A 21351-nucleotide genomic window follows, 5' to 3' on the forward strand; every position below is an offset into this window, starting at 1 on the left:
GGCGGAGGTACCCGCGCGGCGGGCACTGCGAGTGATCTCACGGCCTGCCGGGCCCGTGCGGGGTCTAGGTTGGTCTGCCATGACCACGGCGATGCCGCCTCCGGCCCGCGAACCCCTGTCCGCACGCCGGGTCCTCGTGACCGGTGCCTCGGCCGGGATCGGTGAGTCGACCGCCCGGGCGCTGACGGCCCGCGGGGCGCGGGTCGCGCTGGTGGCCCGCCGGGGGGAGCGGCTCGCCGAGCTGGCCGCGGAGCTGCCCGGCGCGGTCGCCGTGCCCGCCGACCTCACCGACGACGCCGCGGCGGCCGCGGCCGTGCACACCGCCGCGGACGCGCTGGGCGGTCTCGACGCCGTGGTGAACGCCGCGGGCGTCTTCCACGGCGGCCCGGTGCTCGGCGACGAGCCGAGCACACCGGACCAGTGGCGGCGGATGTTCGGGCTCAACGTGGTCGCGCTGCTCGTCGTGACCCGGGCCGCGGCGGAGCACCTGGAGCGGGGCACCGAGCCGGCCGTCGTCTGCGTCTCGTCGATGTCGGGACGGCGGGTGCCGAACCCCGCCGGGGCGGTGTACGCGGCGTCCAAGCACGCGGTGCACGCCGTCGCCGAGGGCCTGCGGGCGGAGCTGGCGCCGCGCGGGGTGCGGGTGACCACGGTCTCGCCCGGGTTCGCCCGCACCGGGATCGTCGACGGGTGGCCCGACGGTGCGCTGCGGGACCGCTACACCGAGCGGCTGGCCACGGTCGGGCTGGACCCGGCCGTCGTCGCCGACGGGATCGTGCACGTGCTCGCGAGTCCCGCCCAGGTCGTCGAGTACGCGCTGACCTCGGTGACGCAGTGACGGCCGCCGCACACTACGGGGGCCGCAGGCCGTCGGGGCTGGCCAAGGGCAGCGCGTCGCCGTTCGTCGACTTCGACCGGGCGTCGTGGGCCCAGCTGGCGTCGTCGACCCGGGTGCCGCTGTCGGCGGAGGAGCTGGACCAGCTGCGCAGCTTCGGCGACTTCGTCGACCTCGACGAGGTCCGCGAGGTCTACCTGCCGCTGTCGCGGCTGCTCAACCTGCACGTCGAGGAGGGTGGCCGGCTCTACCGGGCCTACCGCCGGTTCCTGGGGGCGGGCGGCGCCCGCACCCCGTTCGTCATCGGGGTCGCGGGGTCGGTGGCCGTCGGGAAGTCGACGACGGCCCGCCTGCTGCGCCTGCTGCTCGCCCGCTCGCCCGAGCACCCCAACGTGCAGCTGGTCACCACCGACGGGTTCCTGTACCCGACCGCCGAGCTGGACCGGCGCGGGCTGATGGAGCGCAAGGGCTTCCCGGAGTCCTATGACCGGCGCAAGCTGCTCCGGTTCGTCTCGGAGATCAAGGGGGGCCGGCCCGAGGTCACGGCCCCGGTGTACTCGCACCTGACCTACGACATCGTCCCGGACGAGGAGCTGGTCGTCCGCAGCCCGGACATCCTGATCATCGAGGGCCTGAACGTGCTGCAGCCCGCGGTGGCGGGTGCGCTGACCGTGTCGGACTTCATCGACTTCTCGGTCTACGTCGACGCCGCCACCGCCGACGTGCGGCGCTGGTACGTGGAACGGTTCCTGCGGCTGCGGGAGACCGCCTTCCGGGACCCGCAGTCGTTCTTCCGGCGCTACGCCGAGCTCGACCACGACGCCGCGGTGGCGCGGGCCGAGACGATCTGGGCCTCGATCAACGCGCCGAACCTGGAGCAGAACATCCTGCCGACCCGGTCGCGGGCCAGCCTCGTGCTGACCAAGGGCGCCGGGCACGACGTCAAGCGGATCCGGCTGCGCAAGCTCTGACCAGGGCGTCGGTGCAGGCGACGACGTTCGCCGCGGAGCAGGTCTCGTCGGTGACGTGGGCGAGTGCCGGGTCGCCGGGGCCGTACACGAGCACGGCGCAGTCGCCGCCGGGCCCGCCCAGCGTCCCGGCGAGCACCGAGGCGTCGGTGAAGTAGGACGCGAACTCCGGCGCGCCGCTGTGCCCGAGCCGCTCCGCGACCGCGGCCGCCCGGGGATCGGCCGGGTCGGTGGCGACCGCGGGGAGGTCGATCAGGACGTCGATCTCCGGCGCGGTGCCCGGCCGGACGGGGGCCGCGGCGAGCGCGTCCCGGGCCAGCGCGGCGACGGCGTCGTGGGCGGTGCCGGCGTCGAACCCGGGGACCAGCCGCAGGTCGAGCTCCAGCTCCGCCCGGTCGGGGACGAGGTTGGGCTGGCTGCCCGCGCGCAGCACGCCGGGATTGCAGGTGACCGCCCCGTGGGTGTCGCTGACCGGCCAGCCCGCGCCGGCGCCGTGGTCGTGCACCGCCGCCGCCACCCGGCCGAGCGCCACCAGCGCGTTCTCGCCCAGCTCCGGCCGGGAGCCGTGGGCGCTCACCCCGGCCTGCCGCAGGCGCAGCCACAGCACGCCCTTGTGGCCGTGCAGGACCCGGTTCGACGTCGGCTCCGCGACCACCAGCAGCGGCGACGGTTCCAGGCCGTCGAGGGTGCGGGCACCGTCGCAGCCGGTCTCCTCGCCGAAGGTGAACACCAGCTGCAACGGGACGTCCGGGGCGCTGCGCAGCGCCGCGACGGTGATCGCGGCGACGCCGGTCTTCATGTCGGTGCTGCCGCGGCCGCGCAGCCTGCCGTCGACGACGTCGCCGGCGTGCGGGTCGAACGACCAGCCCGCCGGGTCGGCGGGGACGGTGTCGAGGTGCCCGGTGAGCGTCGTCGGCGGTCGGCCCGCGCCGCGGCGGGCGACGAGGTTCGCGCGGCCCGGCTCCGGCTCGTGCAGACGGACGTCGAAACCGCCGTCGTCGAGGAGGTCGGCCAGCAGGTCGGCGGCGGCGCGCTCGCCGCCGCCGCGGGTGTCCAGGGCCACCAGGCGGCCGGCGAGATCGACGGGATCGGGCACGGGGAACCTCCGTTCGCGGGAATACCGACTGTGACACGTGACGGGGCGGATGCCATTGCTCATGGATTGTTTGGCACCATGTCCGGATGGGTGGGAACTCCGGCGCCGGCAACTCCGGCGCTGCGGCGGTGAGCAGCAGGTTCGAGACCCCGGACGACGAGGTCGCGTCCCGGCTGCGGCTGGCCGTCGGCCGGCTGAACCGGCGGATCCGTATCGACGGCACCGAGTCGCTGCCGCCGTTGCAGCTCTCCGCACTGGTCACGGTGGAGAAGGACGGCCCGTTGCGGCTCTCCGAGCTCGCCCGCCGGGAGGGCGTGACGGCACCGACGATGTCGCGGGTCCTGTCCGCCCTCGACGACCAGGGCATGGTCCGGCGGGCACCCGACCCCGGCGACGCGCGCGGCGTGCTCGTCTCGGTGAGCGACGAGGGCCGCGCGAAGCTGCGGGAGGTCCGCAACGAGCGCACCGCCCTCATCGCGCGGCGGCTCGACCGCCTCGACGCCGACCAGCGGGCCGCCCTGGAGGCGGCCCTGCCGGCGCTCGAGGCGCTCATCGTCTGCGACGACGAGGAGTAGGGGTCAGGCCGGCTCGCCGTCGACCGTCACCCTGATCTCGGACCCGTCGTCACGGGGGCCGTCGGTGACGCTGAGCAGCCCGGCGATCCGGGCCGACTCGGGCAGCGGGTCGGGATAGACCCAGAACGCGTCGGCCAGCGTCGTCGCGGGTGGCAGCAGGGCGTCGCGGTAGGCCGCCTCGCCCTTGTACGGGCACCGCGTGCGGGTCTCCGAGGGCGCCAGCTCGACCGTCACGTCCCCGGCCGGCAGGTACCAGCGGTTGCGCAGCCCCGTCTCGGACAGCACGAACGGCGCGTGGGACTCGGCGAGCACCGTCCTCAGGCCGTCCGGCGCGACGTGCGTGACGACGACGTGGCGGTGCGTGGGACGCACGTCGACCCGGGTGTAGGGGTCGGTGAGGTGGGCGAAGACCTGCTCGTCCTCGTCGTACCAGGCGTCGGCCGCGTTCCAGTACAGGGCGACCAGCCCGTGCAGCCACGGGGCCGCGGCGACCGGTTCCGGGTAGGTCCAGACCGCGTTCTCCCGGACCGTGTCGCCGACCCGCAGCGAGCGGTAGGTCGCGTCGCCCTTGAACGGGCAGTGCGTGGTGTGGTCGCTCGGGACCAGCACGGAGGTGTCGACGTCGTCCTCGGGCACGTAGAGCACCGGGAGCAGGTTCGACTCGTGCACCAGGTACCCGCGCCGGGTGTCGAGCACGGTCCGGCCGGCGACCTCGGCCCGGACCCGGCGCGGGAACGGGTGCATCAGCAGTTTGTGCGGCGGGCCGTCGATCGCGTAGTTCACCGTCGCCGGTGCGTACGACGACAGCGGGCCGTCGGTGCGGGTGAGTCCCACGGGTGCCCTCCTCCGGAGCTCGACTCAGGGAGCGGTGGTCCGGTTCCACCGAACCAGAGCTCCCCGGGCCGGGCCAGCGGAGGTGCGCGGGGCTACACCGCCAGGTCGATGTCGTAGTCGCGGATCCAGGTGTTCAGGTCGATGATGCGCTCCAGCTGCATCCGGCTGCCCATCGAGTTCTGCTCGTGGGTCGCCGCGGAGTCCAGCCGCCGCTGCACCGCCGCACGGTCCACCAGCGGCGCGACGGGGGCGTCGTCACCCTCGGCCAGGATCGACGAGACCTGGTCGCGCAGCGACTTCTCGTACCCGGCGTCCTGGGTGGAGGGGTAGGGGCTCTTCACCCGCTGCACGACGGACTCGGGCAGCAGGTCCTTCGTCGCGTGCCGCAGCAGCGACTTCTCCCGCCCGTCGAAGGTCTTCTGCGACCACGGCGTGCCGAACACGTACTCGACGAGCCGGTGGTCGCAGAACGGCACCCGCACCTCGAGCCCGACCGCCATGCTCATCCGGTCCTTGCGGTCGAGCAGCACCGGCAGCCACCGGGTGAGGTAGAGGTAGCAGATCTCGCGCATCCGGCGCTCGTGCGGATCGTCCGCCGCCTTCCCGGTGAGCTCCGGGACCTCCGAGAGCGCCGTCCGGTACTGGTCGTCGACGTAGCCGGGCACGTCGAGCTTGTTCCACAGGCTGCGGTCGAACAGGCCGGGATCGTGGTGGTCCTGGTTCATCATCCGGCCGGCCAGCCAGGGGAAGGTGTCGGCGGCGACGGTCTCCGGGTCGTGGAAGTCGCGGTACCCGCCGAACACCTCGTCGGCGGACTCCCCGGAGAGCGCGACCGTCGACTCCTTCCGGATCGCGGAGAACAGCAGGTACAGCGAGGAGTCCATGTCGCCGATGCCGGCCGGGAGGTCGCGCGCGTGCAGTGCGGCCCGGCGCACCGCCGGGTCCATCATGTCCTCGGTCTGCAGGACGATGTCGCGGTGGTCGGTGCCGACGAACTCGGCGACCTCGTGCACGAAGGGCGTGTCGGGCGTGCCGCGTGCGTCGTCGGCGACGAAGTTCTCGGCGTAGCCGGCGAAGTCGACGGCGAACGAGCGGACGGTGCCGTCGACGTGCTTCGCGGCCAGCGCGGTCAGCGCCGACGAGTCGAGCCCGCCGGAGAGCAGCGTGCACAGCGGGACGTCGGCGTAGAGCTGGCGCAGCGCGGTGTCCTCGAGCAGCTCCCGGACGTTCCCGACGGTGGTGTCGACGTCGTCGGCGTGACCGGTGTCGGTGAGCTGCCAGTAGCGCTCCTCCCGGTACCCGTCACGGCCGATCCGGACGACGCAGCCGGGCGGCACCTCCCGCATGCCGCGGAACACGGCGTTCGACGGGTCGGAGACGAACGCCAGCGCGCGGCGCAGGCCGTCGGCGTCGACGGTCCGGTCGGCCTCGGCGTTGGCCAGGATCGCCTTCGGCTCGGAGCCGAACAGCACCCCGTGCGGGGTGGGGTAGTAGTAGAGCGGCTTGATGCCGAGCCGGTCGCGGACCAGCACGAGCTCCTGGGTGCCGGAGTCCCAGAGCGCGTAGGCGAACATCCCGTTCAGCCGGCGTGCGACGGCGGACGGGTCCCGCCGTCCCCACTCGCGGTGGGCGCGGAGCACGACCTCGGTGTCGCTGGACGTGCGGAACCGGTGCCCGGCGGCGGCGAGCTCCTCGCGCAGCTCCCGGAAGTTGTAGGTCTCGCCGGAGTAGACGATGTGCAGCCCGGGGGTGTCACCCTCGTCGAGGCTCATCGGCTGGCGGCCGCCCTCGATGTCGATGACGGCGAGGCGCCGGTGACAGAGCGCGGCCGGCCCCTGCGCCCAGACGCCCTGCTGGTCCGGTCCGCGGCAGGCCATCGTGTCGTTCATGGCGGCGAGGGTGCGGACGTGCTCGTCCGCACCCAGGTCGTGCCGGTAGTCGATCCAGCCGCAGATTCCGCACACGGGCGTGCTCCTCACTTCTGATGAAACCGGAACAAGATCCAACACATCGATTGCAACGCTAATCATTGCGTCGCGCCACACCAGCGTAACACGGAAGATCCCGTGGTGTTCGTTCCCCGGTGCAATGACCTGCGACGACGTCGTGGAGCGGTCCCCGTCACACCCGAACGGCCCAGTGTGCCGGTGCCCGGAGCCGCCAACCTTTCGATCGGCTTACGTGATTGCGATGCCGAATGTTGCGGTCCGCAACGTGTGTACCATGCGAAACATGACCGAAAGTCCGATTGGCCCGATTGACGGTGACGTGGCCGGCGGCGGGGTCGCCACGGCCGAACGCGACGACCTGGAGGGCGCGCTGCGCCCGGCGAGCACGGGTGCCGCCGAGGCGTCGCTGGAGTCCCTGGAGAAGCAGATCACCCTGCTGGTGCGTCGCACCATGGAGTCCGTGTGGGCGCACGGCTACGGCGCGAACGACGCCGTCGACCGCTACACGTACCCCGTCCTCATGCTGCTCGACGACGAGGGTGCCCTCTCGCTGACCGCCCTCACCGGCAAGCTCGGTGTCAGCAAGCCCACCGCGAGCCGCCAGGTGTCCCGGCTGTCCCGGGCCGGGCTGGTCGACGTGTCCCCGCACGAGCGCGACCCGCGTTCGGTGAGCGTCGCGCTGACCCCGGCCGGGGAGGCCGCCCGCGAGGAGGTCCGCGCGGCCCGGCTGGCGCCGCTGCGGGAGGTCATCGCGCACTGGCCGCAGGCCGACCGGGACGGGCTGGCCGGGCTGCTGGACCGGTTCAACACCGACCTGGACCTGTTCCTGCGCTGATCCCGCCCCGGTCCACCCGCCCGGCGACGACGGCGGCGGGACCCGATGCGCGCCACGGCCCGCCACCCGGGTGATGCCATAGTGGGGGAGCCCGGCCGGCCCGGCCCGGCCGGGCCGGCGGATCGGCGGACGAGGGGGGTGCGGGCGTGGACGCGCTGGTGGCACTCGTCGCCGGGCTGCTGAGCGGCATCCGGGGCCTCGGGATCCCGGACACCTGCCCCGGTGACTGGGCGTGGTCGGTCACCGCACTCGGTGTCCTGACCGGGCTGCTCCCGACCGCCGGCGCCGCGACCGTCGCCGTGCTGCGCCGCCGGATCGGGTCCGGGTCGTCGTCGGGGTACAGCGGCGCCGAGTCCGTGCTGATCGGCGGGATCGGAGTCCTCGCCGCCGGCCTGCTGCCGCTGGCCGTCTTCGTCGGCGCGGGCGGGGTGTTCGCACAGGCGACCCAGGGGGTCCCCGCGGTGCCCGGGCTGTCCGCCCAGGTCACCGACTCCATCCGGGTCACCACCTGCGACCTCGTCGGCACCCAGAGCAGCTACCTCGGCCGGGGCAGCGTCGCGGGGTCGATCGGCGGCGGCGACGTCGTCACCTCGGTGACCGCGATCGTGCTGCTCGGCCTGGTGCCGCTGCTCGCCGTCGTGCTCGTCGCGGTGCAGGCCCGCACGGCGCTGCGCCGTGGGCCGCGCTGGCCCGCCAAGTTCTTCTGGCTCCCGCTGTTCGCGCTGGTCGTGCTGACCGCGACCGTCCCCGCCGGGACGGCCGAGCACCTGTGGGTGGGCATCCTCGGCGGGAGCCTCGCCGGGGTGCTGGTCGTGCCGATGGTCCCGGCGCCGTCGCGGGCCCGGATCGAGCGGGTCCGGGCCGGCCGCGACGCGGCGCCCGCCGCACGGGCGGCCCCCGCCGCCCCGACGGGCTCGTCGCGGGGCGGGGCCGCGGCCGCCGGATCGTCCCGGGCGGGGCGCGGCCCCGGGGGGGCGCAGGGCAGCGGGGTGACCGCCACCCCGAGCGTCGCCGAACGGCTCGCCGGCCGGTTCGCCCAGCGCGAGCCGGAGCACCCCGTCGACTTCTCCGGCCGGTCCGCCGCGGCCGCGCCCGGAGCGCCGTCGTCGTTGCCGCAGGCGGCGCCCTACGCCGGGTTCGGGTCGCTGCCCGCCCCGGCCGGTTCCCGGCCGCCGTCCGGGTACGCGGGGCCCCCGGGTGCGCCGCCGCCCGGTGCGTACGCCCCCGGCGGGCCGGGGCGCCCGCCGACCGGGCCCGCCGCGCACCCGGCCGCGGGGCCGATGCGGCCGCAGGCGCCGTCGGGCGGGCCGTTCCCGCCGCCGGGGCCGCCGCGGCGCCCGACGCTCGTGGCGCCGGTGCCGGGAGGCCCCGGCCGCGCCCCGCGGTTCCGGCTGATGAAGCGCCTCGGTGCCGGGGGGTTCGGTGGCGTCTGGCTGGCCCACGACGCGAAGCTCGGCCACACGGTCGCCGTGAAGTCCGCGCACGCCGCCGACCCCGAGACCGAGGAGCGGATCCGCCGGGAGGCCGCCGCGCTCGGGTCGATGCGGCACCCGTGCTGCGTGGAGATCTACGACCTGCTGCACGCGTCGTCGGACCCCGGCCTCCAGGGCATGGACGGCCTCGTGATCGTGATGCAGTACGTCGACGGCATGTCGCTCGGGCAGCTCGTCGCCGAGCGGGGCACGGTCGACGACGTCTCCGCGGCCCGGATCTGGACCGGGGTGGCGGGGGCGCTGGACACCGCGCACCGGTCCGGGGTGCTGCACCGCGACCTCAAGCCCGGCAACATCGTCGTCGACCCGCACGGTCACCCGCACCTGATCGACTTCGGGATCGCCCGCAAACAGGGCGACTCGACGCTGACCCAGACCGGCTACGTGCTCGGCACCCCCGACTACCTCGCCCCGGAGACGGCGGCGGGCAAGCCCGCGTCCCCGGCGTCGGACGGCTGGCAGCTGGCCGCCGCGGTCTCCTTCGCGCTGAGCGGGGCACCCCCCGCGGGGCGAGTCGAGCGACGCCGTCGCCGGGCTCCGTGCCGCCGCGGCCGGGGGGAAGCTGACCCACCTGCCGTCGCGGACGGCACACCTGTCGCTGCTCAAGCAGGCGTTGCGCACCGAGCCGCAGCGGCGTCCCGAGCTGCGGGCGGTGCAGGCGAAGCTGGACGGCTGGCTGCAGCGCCAGGGCTACCGCGCCGACGGGCCCGTCACGGCGGTGTTCGACCGGCAGTGACCCGGCGGGCCGGGCCCGGTGGTGTCTCGACCGGCCGGGCGCGCTCGGGCACCATTCCCGTCATGACGGGGGACGACGGGCGTGGCAGGCAGCGCCGGGACCGGCGGGAGCGCCGGGATCGTGGCGAGCGTCCTCACCCTGCTCGGGGTCGGGCTCCGGCGGTGCGTGGCGACCCTGGCCTGCGTAAACTGCACGCGGTGCGTGGCCTGCGTCGCCTGTGTGGACTGCGTGGACTGTGTCGGGTGCGTCGGCTGTGTCGGTCTCCGCGGGGCCGTCGGGCAGCGGGGCGTCCGCGCCTGACCGGGGACCCGTCAGAGCCAGGCGTCGGCGAAGAGCGTCCCGGCGAGACCGAGCCCCGCGACGGCGATCCCGATCCGCATCAGCCGTGCCGGGAGCCGCCGGGCGACGGCGGGGCCGAGCCGGCCACCGACGACGAGGCCGAGCGCGAGCGCCGGCACCGCGACCCACGCGACGTCGCCGAACACCGCGAACCCGACGGCCGCCACCGCGTTCGCCGCCCAGGTCAGCACGTTCTTCAGGGCGTTGGCGCGCAGCAGCGTCGCTCCCGGCAGCGATGCCAGCAGCGCCAGCATGAGCACGCCGGCGGCGGCGCCGAAGTAGCCGCCGTACACCGCGACGGCGAACACGCCGACCGTGACGCCTCGCCCGGGGGTCCGGGTGGAGTCCGGCCGCGGGGGTACGAGGAGCAGGACCGCGGCGCCGGCGACGAGGAACGGCACGATCCGTTCGAACCCGCCCTCCGGGGTCGCCAGCAGCAGGGCAGCACCGGTGGCGCCACCGAGCAGGGCCGGGAGCACCCACCGGCGGACCTGCGGGCCCGCGCCGCGCAGCTCGGGCCGCGAGCCGGCCACCGCCCCCGCACCCTGGAAGAGCAGGCACACCGTGTTGGTGACGTTGGCGGTCGTCGCGGGCAGGCCGACCGCGAGCAGCGCCGGGTAGGAGAACAGCGAGGCCAGACCGGCCACGGCACCGCTCAGGCCGGCGGCGAACCCGGCCACGAACAGCAGGGCGAGCTCCGGTGCGGTCACCGGCCGGGGAGGGGGAGCGGGAGATCGATGGCGATGCACACGACCCTACCCAGGGCGCACCGTCCGGACCCCGGACGTCCGACCGGGTGACACGCAGGTCACAATCACGCCGTGGGCGGGCGGCGCACGGCGCGATGGCAGGTGAGCGGGGTGCTCGCCGGCCTGCTCGTGCTCCTGAGTGCGTGCGGTGCGCCTGCTGCCGCACCCCCGGTGTCCCCGGCCCGGTCCGTGCCCGCCGCCGCGCCGGCCACGGAGGAGCCCCCCACGACGGTTCCGACGGAGCCACCGGCGACCGGGTCGGTGCGGCCCTGCACCGGCGACGGTCTCGACGTCTCGGCCACCCCGCCCCGCACCGACGACGGCGGCACCCTCTCCGAGATCGTGTTCCGCAACACCGGCTCCGCTCCCTGCGTGCTGCGCGGCTACCCGGGCGTGTCGTTCGTGGCCGGGAACGAGGGCACCCCCGTCGGCCCGCGGGCCTCCGTCGAGGGGCCGCGTGCCGAGGTCCGGCTCGAGCCCGGCCGAGCCGCCACCTCCGCGCTGCGGGTCCGCGACACCGACCGCTACCCGGCCGCGGTGTGCGTGCCCGCCGAGGCCCGCGGGCTCCGGGTGCACCCGCCCGGCGGCAGCGGGGGGACGTTCGTGCCCCGGGCCGGCCGCGTCTGCTCCGGCGAGCCCCACCGGCCCCAGGTCACCGTGGAGTCGGTCGTCGCCCGCTGACGGCCGTGCTCACGTCGCCGGGACCGGGGTGCGCAGCGCGGGCCGCAGCACGGCGAGGGTCCCGGCCGCCGCCGCGACCAGCAGGACCGCGACGCCGAGCCGCCAGCCCGCCGACCCACCGCCGGTCAGGGTCCACCCGAGCGCCGCCACCGCGGGCCCGACGGCGCTGCCGACGGTCCGCGCGGTCATCGCGATCCCGCCGGTCGCGCCCTCGGTGCCGGGTGGCGCCGCGGCCAGCACCGCGGCGTTGACCGCCGGGTTGAACACCCCGCCGGCGACGCCGAGGAGCGCCATCCCCCCGGCCAGCGCGGCCCAGCCCGTCCCGGCGCCGAGCGGCAGCAGCGCCGCGAGCGCGAGCACGCTCAGCGCACCCCCGGCGACGGTGACCCGCAGGGGCCCGAACCGGTCGGTGAGCCGGCCCGCCACCGGCGAGGTCACCGCCACGGCGGCGACGAACACCAGCAGCGCGGAGCCGCCGGACGCGGCCGTCCCGCCCAGCACGTCGGCCACGAACCACGGCACCAGGAACGACACCAGCCCCGCCGTCGTCGACACCGCGAACAGGGCGGCGAGGGTCGGCCCGAACGACGGGCGGCGGACCAGGTCCCGCACCGCGCCCGCCGCGGGCAGGCGCAGCCATCCGGCGAACAGGAGGACCGCGGCCACGGCGGCCACCGGCGACCGCCAGCCGGGGCCGCTCCCGTCGAGCGCGAGCAGCACGGCGGTCACCGCACCGCCGAGCAGCACCGCCTCGGCGAGCAGCGACCGTTCCGGCGCGGGCACGCCGCGCACCCGCCGCCGGTCCAGGAACAGGATCCCGGCGACGACCGCGGCCAGCACCGCGGGCACCTTCACCAGGAACACCGCGCGCCAGCCCAGTGCGTCGGCGACGAGGCCGCCGGCCGGGGCACCGGCCATCGTGCCCACCGTCATGATCATGATGATGAAGCCGATCGCCCGGCCCCGGCGTTCCGGCGGGACCGACGCCGTCACGATCGGCATGTAGACCGCGACCACCAGGGCCGCGGCGACCCCCTGCACCACCCGGGCGGCGACGAGCACCGCGAACGTCGGCGCCAGCACGGTCAGCGCCGTGCCGAGCAGGATCCCGAGCTGGGCCAGCAGGAACACCGGCCGCGGGTCGGCGCGGTCGCCCCACCGCCCGGCCGGGATGCCCAGTGCCGCCATCGGCACCGTGTAGGCCAGCATCACCCAGGCCGTCGCGCCCGGTCCGACGCCCGTGTCGGCGCCGACGCCCGGCAGCGCGACCGCGGCGATCGTGATCTCCGAGGTCACCGCGAGCATCGCCAGCCCGAGTGCGGTGACGGCGCCCCGGCGGGCCGGGGCGCTCATGCGACGGTCCCGTAGGTGGCACGGGCGTCGCGCAGGGCCCGTCCCCACCACACGAGCTGGTCGGTGAGCACCCCGGCGGCGGCCGCGGCGGCACCGCCGTCGGAGGGACGGCCGTCGGCGCCGAAGAGCTCCGGGAAGGAGTGCAGGCTGACCGCGTCCCGTACCGGGGCGCCGTGCAGTTCGACGAACACCGGGCGCAGGTGCTCGACCGCGCGGATGCCGCCGGAGAGCCCGCCGTAGCTGACGAACCCGACCGGTTTCGTGGCCCACTCGGCGTGGAACGAGTCGATCGCCGTCTTCAGCCCGGCCGGGTAGGAGTGGTTGTACTCCGGGGTGACGACGACGAACGCGTCGGCCGCGGCCAGCCGCGCGCGCAGCGGGCCGGCCGGGGCCCGGTCGAGTGCGGGGGAGAGGTCCGCGCCGAGCAGGTCGACGACGTCGACCGTGACGTCGTCGCGGTCGTCGATCTCGCCGGCGAACCAGCGGGCCGCGGTCGGTCCGAACCGCCCGGTGCGGACGCTGCCGACGATCACGGCGACGCGGACCGGTGTGCGGACCGGTGTGTGGCTGGGTGTGTCCGTGCCGGTCATGGCGGTGCTCCTCACGTCGTCGGGTGGCCTCCCCACCCGCTCGGCCGCGACGCTAGAAGCTGGAGCTGACTTCAGGTCAAGAACATCACCGGCCGGCGTGCAGCGCGAACCACAGCTCGGCCCGCACGCCGGGGGAGTCGAGGTCCCGGTCCAGCAGCGCACCCGCCTTCTCGATCCGGGCGCGCAGCGTGTGCCGGTGCACCCCGAGCCGGGTCGCGGCCGGGTCCCACTGCCCGTGGTGGGCGAGCCACTCGCGCAGCGAGCCGACGAGGTCGCCGCGGCGCTCGGCGTCGTGGCGTACCAGCGGGGCCAGCACCGACTCGGCGAACGCCTCCGCGTCCTCCGGCAGCACCAGTGCCGACAGCCCGCGGGCGGCGAGATCGGCGAAGCGGACGGTGCGGCGGTCCAGGCGCTCGGCGGCGTCGAGCGCGCGCCCCGCCTCGCGCAGGGCCCGGGCCAGGCCGGTCACCGGGGCGGGGTCGGAGATGCCTGCCCGGACGTCGCGGACCCGGGCGGCCACCGCGAGCAGCGGCGGTACGGCGTCCGCGCCGACGATCACCGCCACCCGGCCGTCGAGCTCCGCGTGGAAACCGGCCGACGCCCGCTCCAGGGTGTCGAGCAGCACGTCGAACCGGCCGTTCGCCGGCCGTCCGCCCAGCGCGACGGCCACCAGGTCGCCGTCGGGGAGCGGCCCCCAGGTGTCGGCGAGGACCTGCTCGGCGCCGGAGCCGGGCAGCACGGCCAGTGCCCGGAGCACCGCGGTGCGCACCCGGTGCTCGGCCCGTCCCGCCGCGGCGCTGCGGGCGTGCGCGAGGGTCAGCACCGACACCGCGGAGCCGATGACCTGCCGGTCGACCGGGGAGAACTGGCGGTCCCGGCCCACGACGAGGACCGAGGGCCCGACCATCCGCACCGGCTGGAGCACGACCTGCCCGCCCCCGGCGGCGACCGTGACGCTGGAGGGGCCCGCGTGCTCGCGGACCCGGGCGATCTCGCCCGCCAGCGCGGCGGCCCGCCGCGAGGACGGGCGCGGTGCCGCGTACCGGACGCGCTCGTCGGCGTCGGAGATCAGCGACCACGCGTCGAGGCGCTCGGCGAGCCGGTCGAGCACCCGCCCGGGGCCCGACTCGCGGTCGTCGCCGAGCGCGGCGGCGGTGAGCGCGCGCTGGGCCTCGTCGGTGCGGACGACCTCGGCGTAGCACTCGGCGGCCCGGGCCTCGGACACGGCCCGGCTCAGCGCCAGGAACGGGGTGCGCTCGGGGACCTCCACCAGCGGGAGCCCGGCCCGGGCGCACGCCGTGGTGACGGCGGGCAGCAGGTCGTCGTGGCCGAGACCGGTGCCGAACCCGAGGCCGGCGAGCCCGTGCGCGGCGAGCCGGGCGACGTAGCCGTCGGGGTCGGCCGCCGGGCCGAGCCCGGTGGTGAGCAGCAGCTCGCCGCCGTCGAGGTACGGCGTCGGATCGGACAGTTCGCTCGAATGCACCCAGGTGATGCGTCGTTCCAGATCCGCGGAGGGACACGCGGAGCGCAGTCCGAGGCTGCGGTCCGCGCAGAGCTCACGCAACGAGACCGGCACGGCTCCCCCTGACAGATCGGAGTGTGGTGACCCTCGAACTGGACGATCGGGACACTACCGCGTCCGGGTGTCGTGGATCACGCTGTGCCACACGCAGGACGTCGGCGAAGGGAAGCCCAGCGTGACCACCACCGCGCCCCGGTACGTCAGGACGAGCCTCCCGCGCAAGGAGGACCCGGCCCTGCTGACCGGCCGGGCGACCTGGACCGACGACATCGTCCCGCCGGGGACCCTGCACATGGCGTTCGTCCGCAGCCCGCTGCCGCACGCCCGGATCACGAGCATCGACACCGGCGCCGCGCGGCAGCACCCGGGTGTCCGGGCCGTCCTGACCGCCGACGACGTCGACGGCGAGTTCCTCGCCGGCATCCCGTGCGGCTGGCCGGTCACCGAGGACATCAAGGTCCCCGACCACCGTCCGCTGGCCGCCGGGGTGGTCCACCACGTCGGCGTCGGCGTCGCGGTCGTGCTCGCCACCAGCGCCGCCGCCGCGCGGGACGGGGCCGACCTGGTCGACGTCGAGTACACCGAGCTGCCCGCGGTCGTCGACATGGCCGACGCGCTGGCCGACGACGCCCCGCTCGTGCACGCCGAGCTGGGCACCAACCACTGCTACACCTGGCCGCTGGCCACCGGGGACGTGGACGCCGCGTTCGCCGGCGCCGACGTCGTCGTGTCGGGGCGGTACCTGCAGCAGCGGGTGGTGCCCTCGCCGATGGAGCCGCGCGCCGTCGTCTGCGTCCCGGACGCGGTCGGTGGCGGGCTCACCGTCTACACCGCCACCCAGGTGCCGCACTTCGTCCGGGACATCCTGGCCGCGTGCACCGGCATCGCCGACACGAAGATCCGGGTCGTCGCACCGGACGTCGGCGGCGGGTTCGGGGCGAAGCTCAACGTCTACGCCGAGGAGTTCCTCGCCCTGGTCCTGGCCCGGAAGCTGGGCACCCCGGTCAAGTGGACCGAGACGCGCTCCGAGCACCACCAGGCCACCACGCACGGCCGCGGCCAGATCCAGGACGTCTCGGTCGCCGCCACCCGGGACGGGAAGATCCTCGCGATGCGGGTGGAGCTGCTCGCCGACATGGGCGCCTACCTGCAGCTGCTCACCCCGGGCATCGCCGTGTTCGGCGCCTTCACCTTATGCGGGCTCTACGACTTCGGCAGCTACTCCTTCACCGCGAAGGGCGTGTTCACCAACCTCACCCCGACCGACGCCTATCGCGGCGCCGGCCGCTCCGAGGCCGCGTACGGCCACGAGCGGATCATGGACGACCTGGCCCGCGAGCTGGGGATGGACCCCGCCGAGGTGCGGCTGCGCAACCTGCACCCGAAGTTCGACGAGCCACGCACGGTCCCCTCCGGCGTCCAGTACGACTCCGGCGACTACGAGACCTGCATGCGCACCGCCATGGACCTGGTCGGGTACGACGCGCTGCGGGCCGAGCAGCAGGAGCGCCGCGCGTCCGGCGACCCGGTGCAGCTCGGCATCGGGCTCGGCAACTTCACCGAGTCCGGCGGGCTCTCCCCGTCGAAGGTCGCGGCCGGGGTCCGGCTGCAGTCCGGCGGCTGGGAGCAGGCCACCGTCCGGATGACGACGAGCGGCAAGGTCGAGGTCGTCACCGGCACGTCGCCGCACGGCCAGGGGCACGAGACGGCCTGGTCGCAGATCGTCGCCGACCGGCTCGGCGTGCACCCCGACGACGTCAAGGTCCTGCACGGCGACACGCTCGTCGCCCCGTTCGGCCGGGACACCTACGGCTCGCGCAGCCTCGCCGTCGGCGGCACCGCCGTCCACCTCGCCGCCGGAAAGGTGCTGGACAAGGCGATGCTGATCGCCGCGCACCTGCTCGAGGCCGCCGAGTCCGACCTGGAGTTCAGCGGCGGGCAGTTCCGGGTGGCGGGTACCGGCGGGCCGTCGGTGACCATCCAGGAGGTCGCCGGGGCGGCGTCGCTCGCGGCGGACCTGCCCGAGGGCATGGAGCCCAACCTGACCGCCGACTCGGCGTTCGACCCGCCGAACTTCACCTGGCCGTTCGGCACGCACGTCTGCGTCACCGAGGTCGACACCGAGACCGGGTTCACCCGGATCCGCCGCTACGTCGCCGTCGACGACTGCGGTGTCGTCGTGAACCCGACGATCGTCGAGGGCCAGCTGCACGGCGGCATCGCGCAGGGCATCGGCCAGGCCCTCTACGGGCACGCCACGTTCGACGAGGCCGGGAACCCGACCGCGGGCAACCTCGCGTCCTACACGGTGCCGTCGGCGTCGGACCTGCCGAACTTCGAGCTCACCCAGACCGTCACCCCGTCGCCGACGAACCCGATGGGGGTCAAGGGGATCGGCGAGTCCGGTGCGATCGGCTCGTCCCCGGCGGTGGTCAACGCGGTGATCGACGCGGTCGCACACCTCGGCGTCACCCACGTCGACATGCCGGCGACCCCGCAGGCCGTCTGGCGGGCGATCACGGCCGCGGCGCGGAAGACTGCCTGACCCCAGGGGAGAGGAGGCACCTCATGGTGGCCATCAACTGCGACATGGGCGAGTCGTACTCGATCTACCACTGCGGCGACGACGAGGGGCTCATGCCCTACGTGACCGTCGCCAACGTGGCCTGCGGGTTCCACGCGTCGGACCCCCGCGTCATGACCCGGACGGTGAAGCTCGCCAAGCGGCACGGCGTCCGGGTGGGCGCGCACCCGTCGCTCCCGGACCGGGAGGGCTTCGGCCGGCGCGAGATGAAGCTCGACCGCGACGAGCTGACCGCGGCCGTCGTCTACCAGATCGGGGCGCTGACGGGGTTCCTGCGCGCCGAGGGCATGGAGCTCCACCACGTCAAGGCGCACGGCTCGCTCTACGGCATGGCGTCGCGCGACGAGGAGGTCGCGGCCGCCGTCGCCGACGCGGCCGACGTGTTCGGCGCGCCGCTGATGGGCATGGCGGGCTCGGTGCACGAGAAGGTCTGGGGCGACCGCCCCGCCGGGTTCATCTCGGAGTACTACGCCGACCTGGACTACCGCGACGACGGCTCGCTGATCATCACCCGCGAGCACCAGGCCTTCGACCCGGAGACGTCCGCGGCGGGCGCGATGCGCGCGGTCACCGACGGCGTCGCGACCTCCGAGAACGGTCGCGAGATCCCGGTGCGCGCCGACTGCGTCTGCGTGCACTCCGACACCCCGAACGCGGTCGAGCTGGCCCGTGCCGTCCACACCGCGCTGACGCCCCACCTGAGCTGAGGAGCCGCACATGTCCCGTCACGAGGTCGTCTCGCCGATCCCCGGCGTCTTCTACCGGCGGCCGGACCCGGACAGCCCGCCGTTCGCCGAGGACGGCAGCGCCGTGTCCGGCGACTCGCCGGTCGGGCTGGTCGAGGTCATGAAGTCGTTCCACCAGATCGCAGCCGGGGCGTCCGGCACGCTCGTCGAGTTCCTCGTCGGCGACGAGGACGAGGTGGACGCCGGGCAGCCGGTGGCGGTCATCGAGATCGGCTGAGGGACGGCACCGTGGAGAAGCTGCTCGTCGCCAACCGCGGCGAGATCGCCGTCCGGATCGTCCGAGCCGCCCGCGACCTGGGGATCCGGACCGTCGCCGTGCACTCGAAGGCCGACGCCGGCGCGCTGCACACCCGGCTCGCGGACGCCGCCGTCGAGATCGGGCCGTCGCCGGCGTCGAAGTCGTACCTGGTCGCCGACGCGGTCCTGGCGGCCGCGGCGGAGACCGGTGCCGACGCCGTGCACCCGGGCTACGGCTTCCTGTCCGAGCGGGCGTCGTTCGCCGCGGCCGTCGCCGGCGCCGGGCTGACGTTCGTGGGGCCGTCGGCGGCGACGATCGAGCGGATGGGCGACAAGGTCGCCGCCCGGGAGGTCGCCCGCGCCGCCGGTGTGCCGACCGTGCCGGGCACCCCCGGCGGCGTCGACGGCGTGGACGCCGCCGCGGCGGCCGCCCGCGACGTCGGCTACCCGGTGATGCTCAAGGCCGCGGCCGGCGGCGGTGGGCGCGGCATCCGGGTCGTGGACGACGAGGACGGGCTCCGGGCGGCCTTCGGGCAGGCGTCCACCGAGGCGCTGAAGGCGTTCGGCGACGGGACCATGTACCTGGAGCGGTACGTCGAGAAGGCCCGGCACGTGGAGGTGCAGGTCCTCGGTGACGGCTCGTCCGCGGTGCACCTGTTCGAGCGGGAGTGCTCGCTGCAGCGGCGCAGGCAGAAGGTCGTCGAGGAGGCGGTGTCCCCGGGGATCACCGACGCCGTCCGGGACCGCATGACCGCCGCGGCGGTGGCGCTCTGCCGGGAGGTCGGCTACACCTCCGCCGGCACCGTCGAGTTCCTCGTCGACGACGCCACGCAGGAGTTCTTCTTCATCGAGATGAACACCCGCATCCAGGTCGAGCACCCGACGACCGAGCTCGTCACCGGCATCGACCTGGTCGCCGAGCAGCTGCGGATCGCGGCGGGGGAGCCGCTGCGCCCCGGACAGGACGGCATCGAGCGGCGCGGGCACGCCGTCGAGTTCCGGATCTGCGCCGAGGACCCGGAGCGGGACTTCCTGCCCCAGCCCGGACCGGTCGGCCGGATCACCCTGCCGTCGGGGCCGTGGGTCCGCTGCGACACCTGGCTCGAACCCGACGCGACCGTCCCGCCGTACTACGACTCGCTGCTGGCGAAGGTCGTGGTCTGGGGCGGTGACCGGGCCGAGGCGCTCGCGCGGTCGCGCCGGGCGCTGGAGGAGTTCTCCGTCGACGGCATCCCCACGACCGCGGGGCTCCTGCGGTCGCTGGTCGACGAGCCGTGGATGGCGTCCGCCGACTTCCACACCGCAACGCTCGAGCACTGGTTGAGAGGGGACAAGGCATGAGCGCCCGCTACAGCTGGGGCGGCGACGAGTTCGTGTTCGTCGAGCTGGCCGAGGAGATGAGCCTGCAGGCGAACTTCAAGGCCGTCGCCATCACCAACCTGCTCCGCGACGAGCGACCGGACGGGATCCTCGAGATCTGCCCGGCCAACGCGTCGTACCAGGTCCGCTACGACCCCGACGTGCTGGAACCGCACGCCTTCCTGGCCCACCTGAAGGAGCTGGAGGACCGCGTCGGCGACGCGCTCGGCGTGACCCTGGACTGCCGGGTCGTCGAGATCCCGGTGCTCTACCAGGACCCGTGGACCACCGAGACGCTGATGCGGTTCCGCGACCGTCACCAGGACCCGGACGCCACCGACATCGAGTACGCGGCCCGGATCAACGGCTTCGCCGGTGTCGACGAGTTCATCGGCGCGCACTCCGGGTCGCCCTGGTTCACCTCGATGGTCGGGTTCGTCGCCGGACTGCCCTTCAAGTACCAGATGGTGCCGCGGGAACGGCAGATCGTGGTGCCCAAGTACCTGCGCCCGCGCACCGACACCCCGAAGCAGACCGTCGGCTACGGCGGCTGCTTCTCCTGCATCTACTCGGTGCGCGGCGCCGGCGGCTACCAGATGTTCGGCATCACCCCGGCGCCGATCTACGACCCGCGGCAGACCAAGCCGGACTTCACCGAGCACACGGTGTTCATGCGGCCCGGCGACATGGTCAAGTTCCGGCCCATCGACCGCGACGAGTACGACGACGCGCAGGCGCGGGCCGAGGCGGGGGAGTACCGGATCACCGTCCGGCCCGTCGAGTTCGACCTGCAGCCGTTCCTGGACGACCCGGACGGCTACAACAAGCGCCTCCTGGAGGTCCTCGCATGACGGCGATCGAGGTCCGCAAGCCCGGTCTGTCCACGACGGTCCAGGACCGCGGACGATCGGGGTACTACCACCTGGGCATCCCGCCGTCCGGTGCACTGGACATGTACTCGCCCGAGGTGGCGAACGCGCTGGTCGGCAACACGCCGGACGCCGCGGTGCTCGAGATCGTCTACATGGGCCCGGAGCTGCGGTTCACCGGGCCCGCCGTCGTCGCGGTGACCGGCGCGGAGATCGCACCACGGGTGAACGGCGAGGCGCGCCCGCACTGGGAGTCGTTCGCCGTCGCCGAGGGCGACGTGCTCGACTTCGACTACCTCAAGGCCGGGGCGCGGGCCTACCTGGCGGTGTCCGGCGGGCTCGACACCCGGGTCGACCTCGGCAGCCGCGCCACCTACGTGATCGGCTCGCTCGGCGGCGTGGACGGCCGCCCGGTCGCCGAGGGCGACGTGCTCCCCGTCGGCGACGGCGGGACGGGCCGCCCCGGGCGCGTACTGCCGGCCGCGCTGCGCCCGGTCATGGCGAAGGACGTCGAGGTACGGGTCGTGATGGGCCTCTACGACCACCGGCTGACCGACACCGGCCGGGCCACGTTCCTCGACACGACCTGGACGCTGACGCCGGTCGCCGACCGGATGGGGTTCCGCTACGCCGGCGGGCAGCTGGAGACCGTCGACCGCGAGCCGCCGTTCGGGGCGGGGCAGGCCCCGTCGAACATCGTCGACTCGCCCTACCCGATCGGCTCGATCCAGGTGCCGGGCGGCGTGGAGCCGATCGTCCTGCACCGCGACGCCGTCTCCGGCGGCGGGTACATGATGGTCGCGACGGTGATCTCCGGTGACCTGGACGTCGTCGCCCAGTCGGCCCCCCGGACCCGGACCCGGTTCGTCGAGGTCGATCTGGAGACCGCGCTGGGGTTGCGCGCCGAACGGAAGGACCGGATCGCCCGCATGTACGCCGCGTTGGGCGATTGACCCGTTCGATTCCCCCGATCGGGGTGGCCGAACGCGATCATCTGGTCC

General features: G+C 74.8%; 18 protein-coding genes and 1 pseudogene. 12 read left to right on the plus strand and 7 right to left on the minus strand.

What is annotated here, in order from left to right:
* Window positions 1–79: 79 nt before the first annotated feature.
* Together Ae150APs1_RS01600 and coaA are read left to right on the plus strand one after the other, a co-directional pair.
* On the plus strand, window positions 80–838 hold the full coding sequence (locus tag Ae150APs1_RS01600) for an SDR family NAD(P)-dependent oxidoreductase (RefSeq protein WP_083679871.1): 759 nt from the start codon (window positions 80–82) through the stop codon (window positions 836–838).
* Window positions 835–1806, plus strand: a complete 972-nt coding sequence (gene coaA / locus Ae150APs1_RS01605; RefSeq protein WP_010240706.1) for a type I pantothenate kinase — start codon at window positions 835–837, stop codon at window positions 1804–1806. Before Ae150APs1_RS01600 ends, coaA begins: the two co-directional genes overlap by 4 nt.
* On the opposite strand, the gene Ae150APs1_RS01610 is transcribed toward coaA, so the two are convergent.
* On the minus strand, window positions 1778–2899 hold the full coding sequence (locus Ae150APs1_RS01610) for a M20/M25/M40 family metallo-hydrolase (RefSeq protein WP_075295267.1): 1122 nt from the start codon (window positions 2897–2899) through the stop codon (window positions 1778–1780). The genes coaA and Ae150APs1_RS01610 overlap by 29 nt on opposite strands.
* An 86-nt stretch (window positions 2900–2985) precedes the next feature.
* On the opposite strand from Ae150APs1_RS01610, the gene Ae150APs1_RS01615 reads away from it, so the two are divergent.
* On the plus strand, window positions 2986–3474 hold the full coding sequence (locus Ae150APs1_RS01615) for a MarR family transcriptional regulator (RefSeq protein WP_010240708.1): 489 nt from the start codon (window positions 2986–2988) through the stop codon (window positions 3472–3474).
* 3 nt (window positions 3475–3477) lie between these two features.
* Here the strand turns inward: Ae150APs1_RS01615 and Ae150APs1_RS01620 are convergent, their stop codons facing one another.
* Together Ae150APs1_RS01620 and asnB are read right to left on the minus strand one after the other, a co-directional pair.
* Window positions 3478–4308, minus strand: coding sequence for a DUF427 domain-containing protein (locus Ae150APs1_RS01620; RefSeq protein ID WP_075295269.1), 831 nt, complete (start codon window positions 4306–4308; stop codon window positions 3478–3480).
* 92 nt (window positions 4309–4400) lie between these two features.
* Window positions 4401–6272 (minus strand): asparagine synthase (glutamine-hydrolyzing), encoded by a 1872-nt coding sequence (gene asnB / locus Ae150APs1_RS01625; RefSeq protein WP_075295271.1) that lies wholly within the window; start codon window positions 6270–6272, stop codon window positions 4401–4403.
* A 304-nt stretch (window positions 6273–6576) separates the two neighbouring features.
* Between asnB and Ae150APs1_RS31830 the strand changes: the two genes are divergently transcribed.
* A complete protein-coding gene (locus Ae150APs1_RS31830) occupies window positions 6577–7092 on the plus strand; it encodes a MarR family transcriptional regulator (RefSeq protein ID WP_010240712.1) in 516 nt (171 codons plus the stop codon).
* 1394 nt (window positions 7093–8486) lie between these two features.
* A pseudogene (locus Ae150APs1_RS33180) lies at window positions 8487–9083 on the plus strand (serine/threonine-protein kinase); the annotation flags it as partial.
* Window positions 9084–9632: 549 nt separating this feature from the next.
* Here the strand turns inward: Ae150APs1_RS33180 and Ae150APs1_RS01655 are convergent.
* Window positions 9633–10409, minus strand: a complete 777-nt coding sequence (locus Ae150APs1_RS01655) for a sulfite exporter TauE/SafE family protein (RefSeq protein WP_349289901.1) — start codon at window positions 10407–10409, stop codon at window positions 9633–9635.
* Window positions 10410–10670: 261 nt separating this feature from the next.
* Here Ae150APs1_RS01655 and Ae150APs1_RS01660 point away from each other — a divergent pair, with 261 nt between their 5' ends.
* Window positions 10671–11090, plus strand: coding sequence for a DUF4232 domain-containing protein (locus Ae150APs1_RS01660; protein WP_170918026.1), 420 nt, complete (start codon window positions 10671–10673; stop codon window positions 11088–11090).
* 9 nt (window positions 11091–11099) lie between these two features.
* Here Ae150APs1_RS01660 and Ae150APs1_RS01665 read toward each other — a convergent pair whose 3' ends face one another.
* From Ae150APs1_RS01665 to Ae150APs1_RS01675, 3 genes are all read right to left on the minus strand, one after another.
* Window positions 11100–12443, minus strand: a complete 1344-nt coding sequence (locus tag Ae150APs1_RS01665) for an MFS transporter (protein ID WP_075295283.1) — start codon at window positions 12441–12443, stop codon at window positions 11100–11102.
* The gene (locus Ae150APs1_RS01670; protein ID WP_075295285.1) at window positions 12440–13033 is read right to left on the minus strand and encodes an NAD(P)H-dependent oxidoreductase; all 594 of its coding nucleotides are present in this window, start codon (window positions 13031–13033) and stop codon (window positions 12440–12442) included. The genes Ae150APs1_RS01665 and Ae150APs1_RS01670 overlap by 4 nt, the downstream gene beginning before the upstream one ends.
* A gap of 85 nt (window positions 13034–13118) precedes the next feature.
* Entirely contained in the window at window positions 13119–14609 is a 1491-nt protein-coding gene (locus tag Ae150APs1_RS01675; RefSeq protein ID WP_075295287.1) for a PucR family transcriptional regulator, read from the minus strand.
* A 121-nt stretch (window positions 14610–14730) separates the two neighbouring features.
* Here Ae150APs1_RS01675 and Ae150APs1_RS01680 point away from each other — a divergent pair, with 121 nt between their 5' ends.
* From Ae150APs1_RS01680 to Ae150APs1_RS01705, 6 genes are read left to right on the plus strand one after another with little or no spacing between them, the layout of a single operon-like run.
* Entirely contained in the window at window positions 14731–17100 is a 2370-nt protein-coding gene (locus Ae150APs1_RS01680; protein WP_075301565.1) for a molybdopterin cofactor-binding domain-containing protein, read from the plus strand.
* A gap of 23 nt (window positions 17101–17123) precedes the next feature.
* Window positions 17124–17846: a 5-oxoprolinase subunit PxpA gene (gene pxpA / locus Ae150APs1_RS01685; RefSeq protein WP_075295289.1), complete on the plus strand. Its 723-nt coding sequence runs from the start codon at window positions 17124–17126 to the stop codon at window positions 17844–17846.
* Between the two features lie 10 nt (window positions 17847–17856).
* Window positions 17857–18102 (plus strand): acetyl-CoA carboxylase, encoded by a 246-nt coding sequence (locus Ae150APs1_RS01690; protein ID WP_010232661.1) that lies wholly within the window; start codon window positions 17857–17859, stop codon window positions 18100–18102.
* Between the two features lie 11 nt (window positions 18103–18113).
* Window positions 18114–19463, plus strand: a complete 1350-nt coding sequence (locus tag Ae150APs1_RS01695) for an acetyl-CoA carboxylase biotin carboxylase subunit (RefSeq protein WP_075295291.1) — start codon at window positions 18114–18116, stop codon at window positions 19461–19463.
* Entirely contained in the window at window positions 19460–20332 is an 873-nt protein-coding gene (locus tag Ae150APs1_RS01700) for an allophanate hydrolase subunit 1 (RefSeq protein ID WP_060576070.1), read from the plus strand. The genes Ae150APs1_RS01695 and Ae150APs1_RS01700 overlap by 4 nt, the downstream gene beginning before the upstream one ends.
* On the plus strand, window positions 20329–21303 hold the full coding sequence (locus Ae150APs1_RS01705; protein ID WP_075295293.1) for a biotin-dependent carboxyltransferase family protein: 975 nt from the start codon (window positions 20329–20331) through the stop codon (window positions 21301–21303). The genes Ae150APs1_RS01700 and Ae150APs1_RS01705 overlap by 4 nt, the downstream gene beginning before the upstream one ends.
* The last annotated feature ends 48 nt before the right edge of the window (window positions 21304–21351 follow it).

The organism is Pseudonocardia sp. Ae150A_Ps1 (genome assembly GCF_001932315.1).
GTDB lineage: Bacteria > Actinomycetota > Actinomycetes > Mycobacteriales > Pseudonocardiaceae > Pseudonocardia.

Bases quoted from the DNA above. Each gene is read 5' to 3' on its own strand.
- Ae150APs1_RS01600 (WP_083679871.1), top strand. From the start codon at position 80: ATGACCACGGCGATGCCGCCTCCGGCCCGCGAACCCCTGTCCGCACGC.
- pxpA (WP_075295289.1), top strand. From the start codon at position 17,124: ATGGTGGCCATCAACTGCGACATGGGCGAGTCGTACTCGATCTACCAC.
- Ae150APs1_RS01690 (WP_010232661.1), top strand. From the start codon at position 17,857: ATGTCCCGTCACGAGGTCGTCTCGCCGATCCCCGGCGTCTTCTACCGG.
- Ae150APs1_RS01615 (WP_010240708.1), top strand. From the start codon at position 2,986: ATGGGTGGGAACTCCGGCGCCGGCAACTCCGGCGCTGCGGCGGTGAGC.
- Ae150APs1_RS01705 (WP_075295293.1), top strand. From the start codon at position 20,329: ATGACGGCGATCGAGGTCCGCAAGCCCGGTCTGTCCACGACGGTCCAG.
- Ae150APs1_RS01700 (WP_060576070.1), top strand. From the start codon at position 19,460: ATGAGCGCCCGCTACAGCTGGGGCGGCGACGAGTTCGTGTTCGTCGAG.
- Ae150APs1_RS01665 (WP_075295283.1), bottom strand. From the start codon at position 12,443: ATGAGCGCCCCGGCCCGCCGGGGCGCCGTCACCGCACTCGGGCTGGCG.
- Ae150APs1_RS01670 (WP_075295285.1), bottom strand. From the start codon at position 13,033: ATGACCGGCACGGACACACCCAGCCACACACCGGTCCGCACACCGGTC.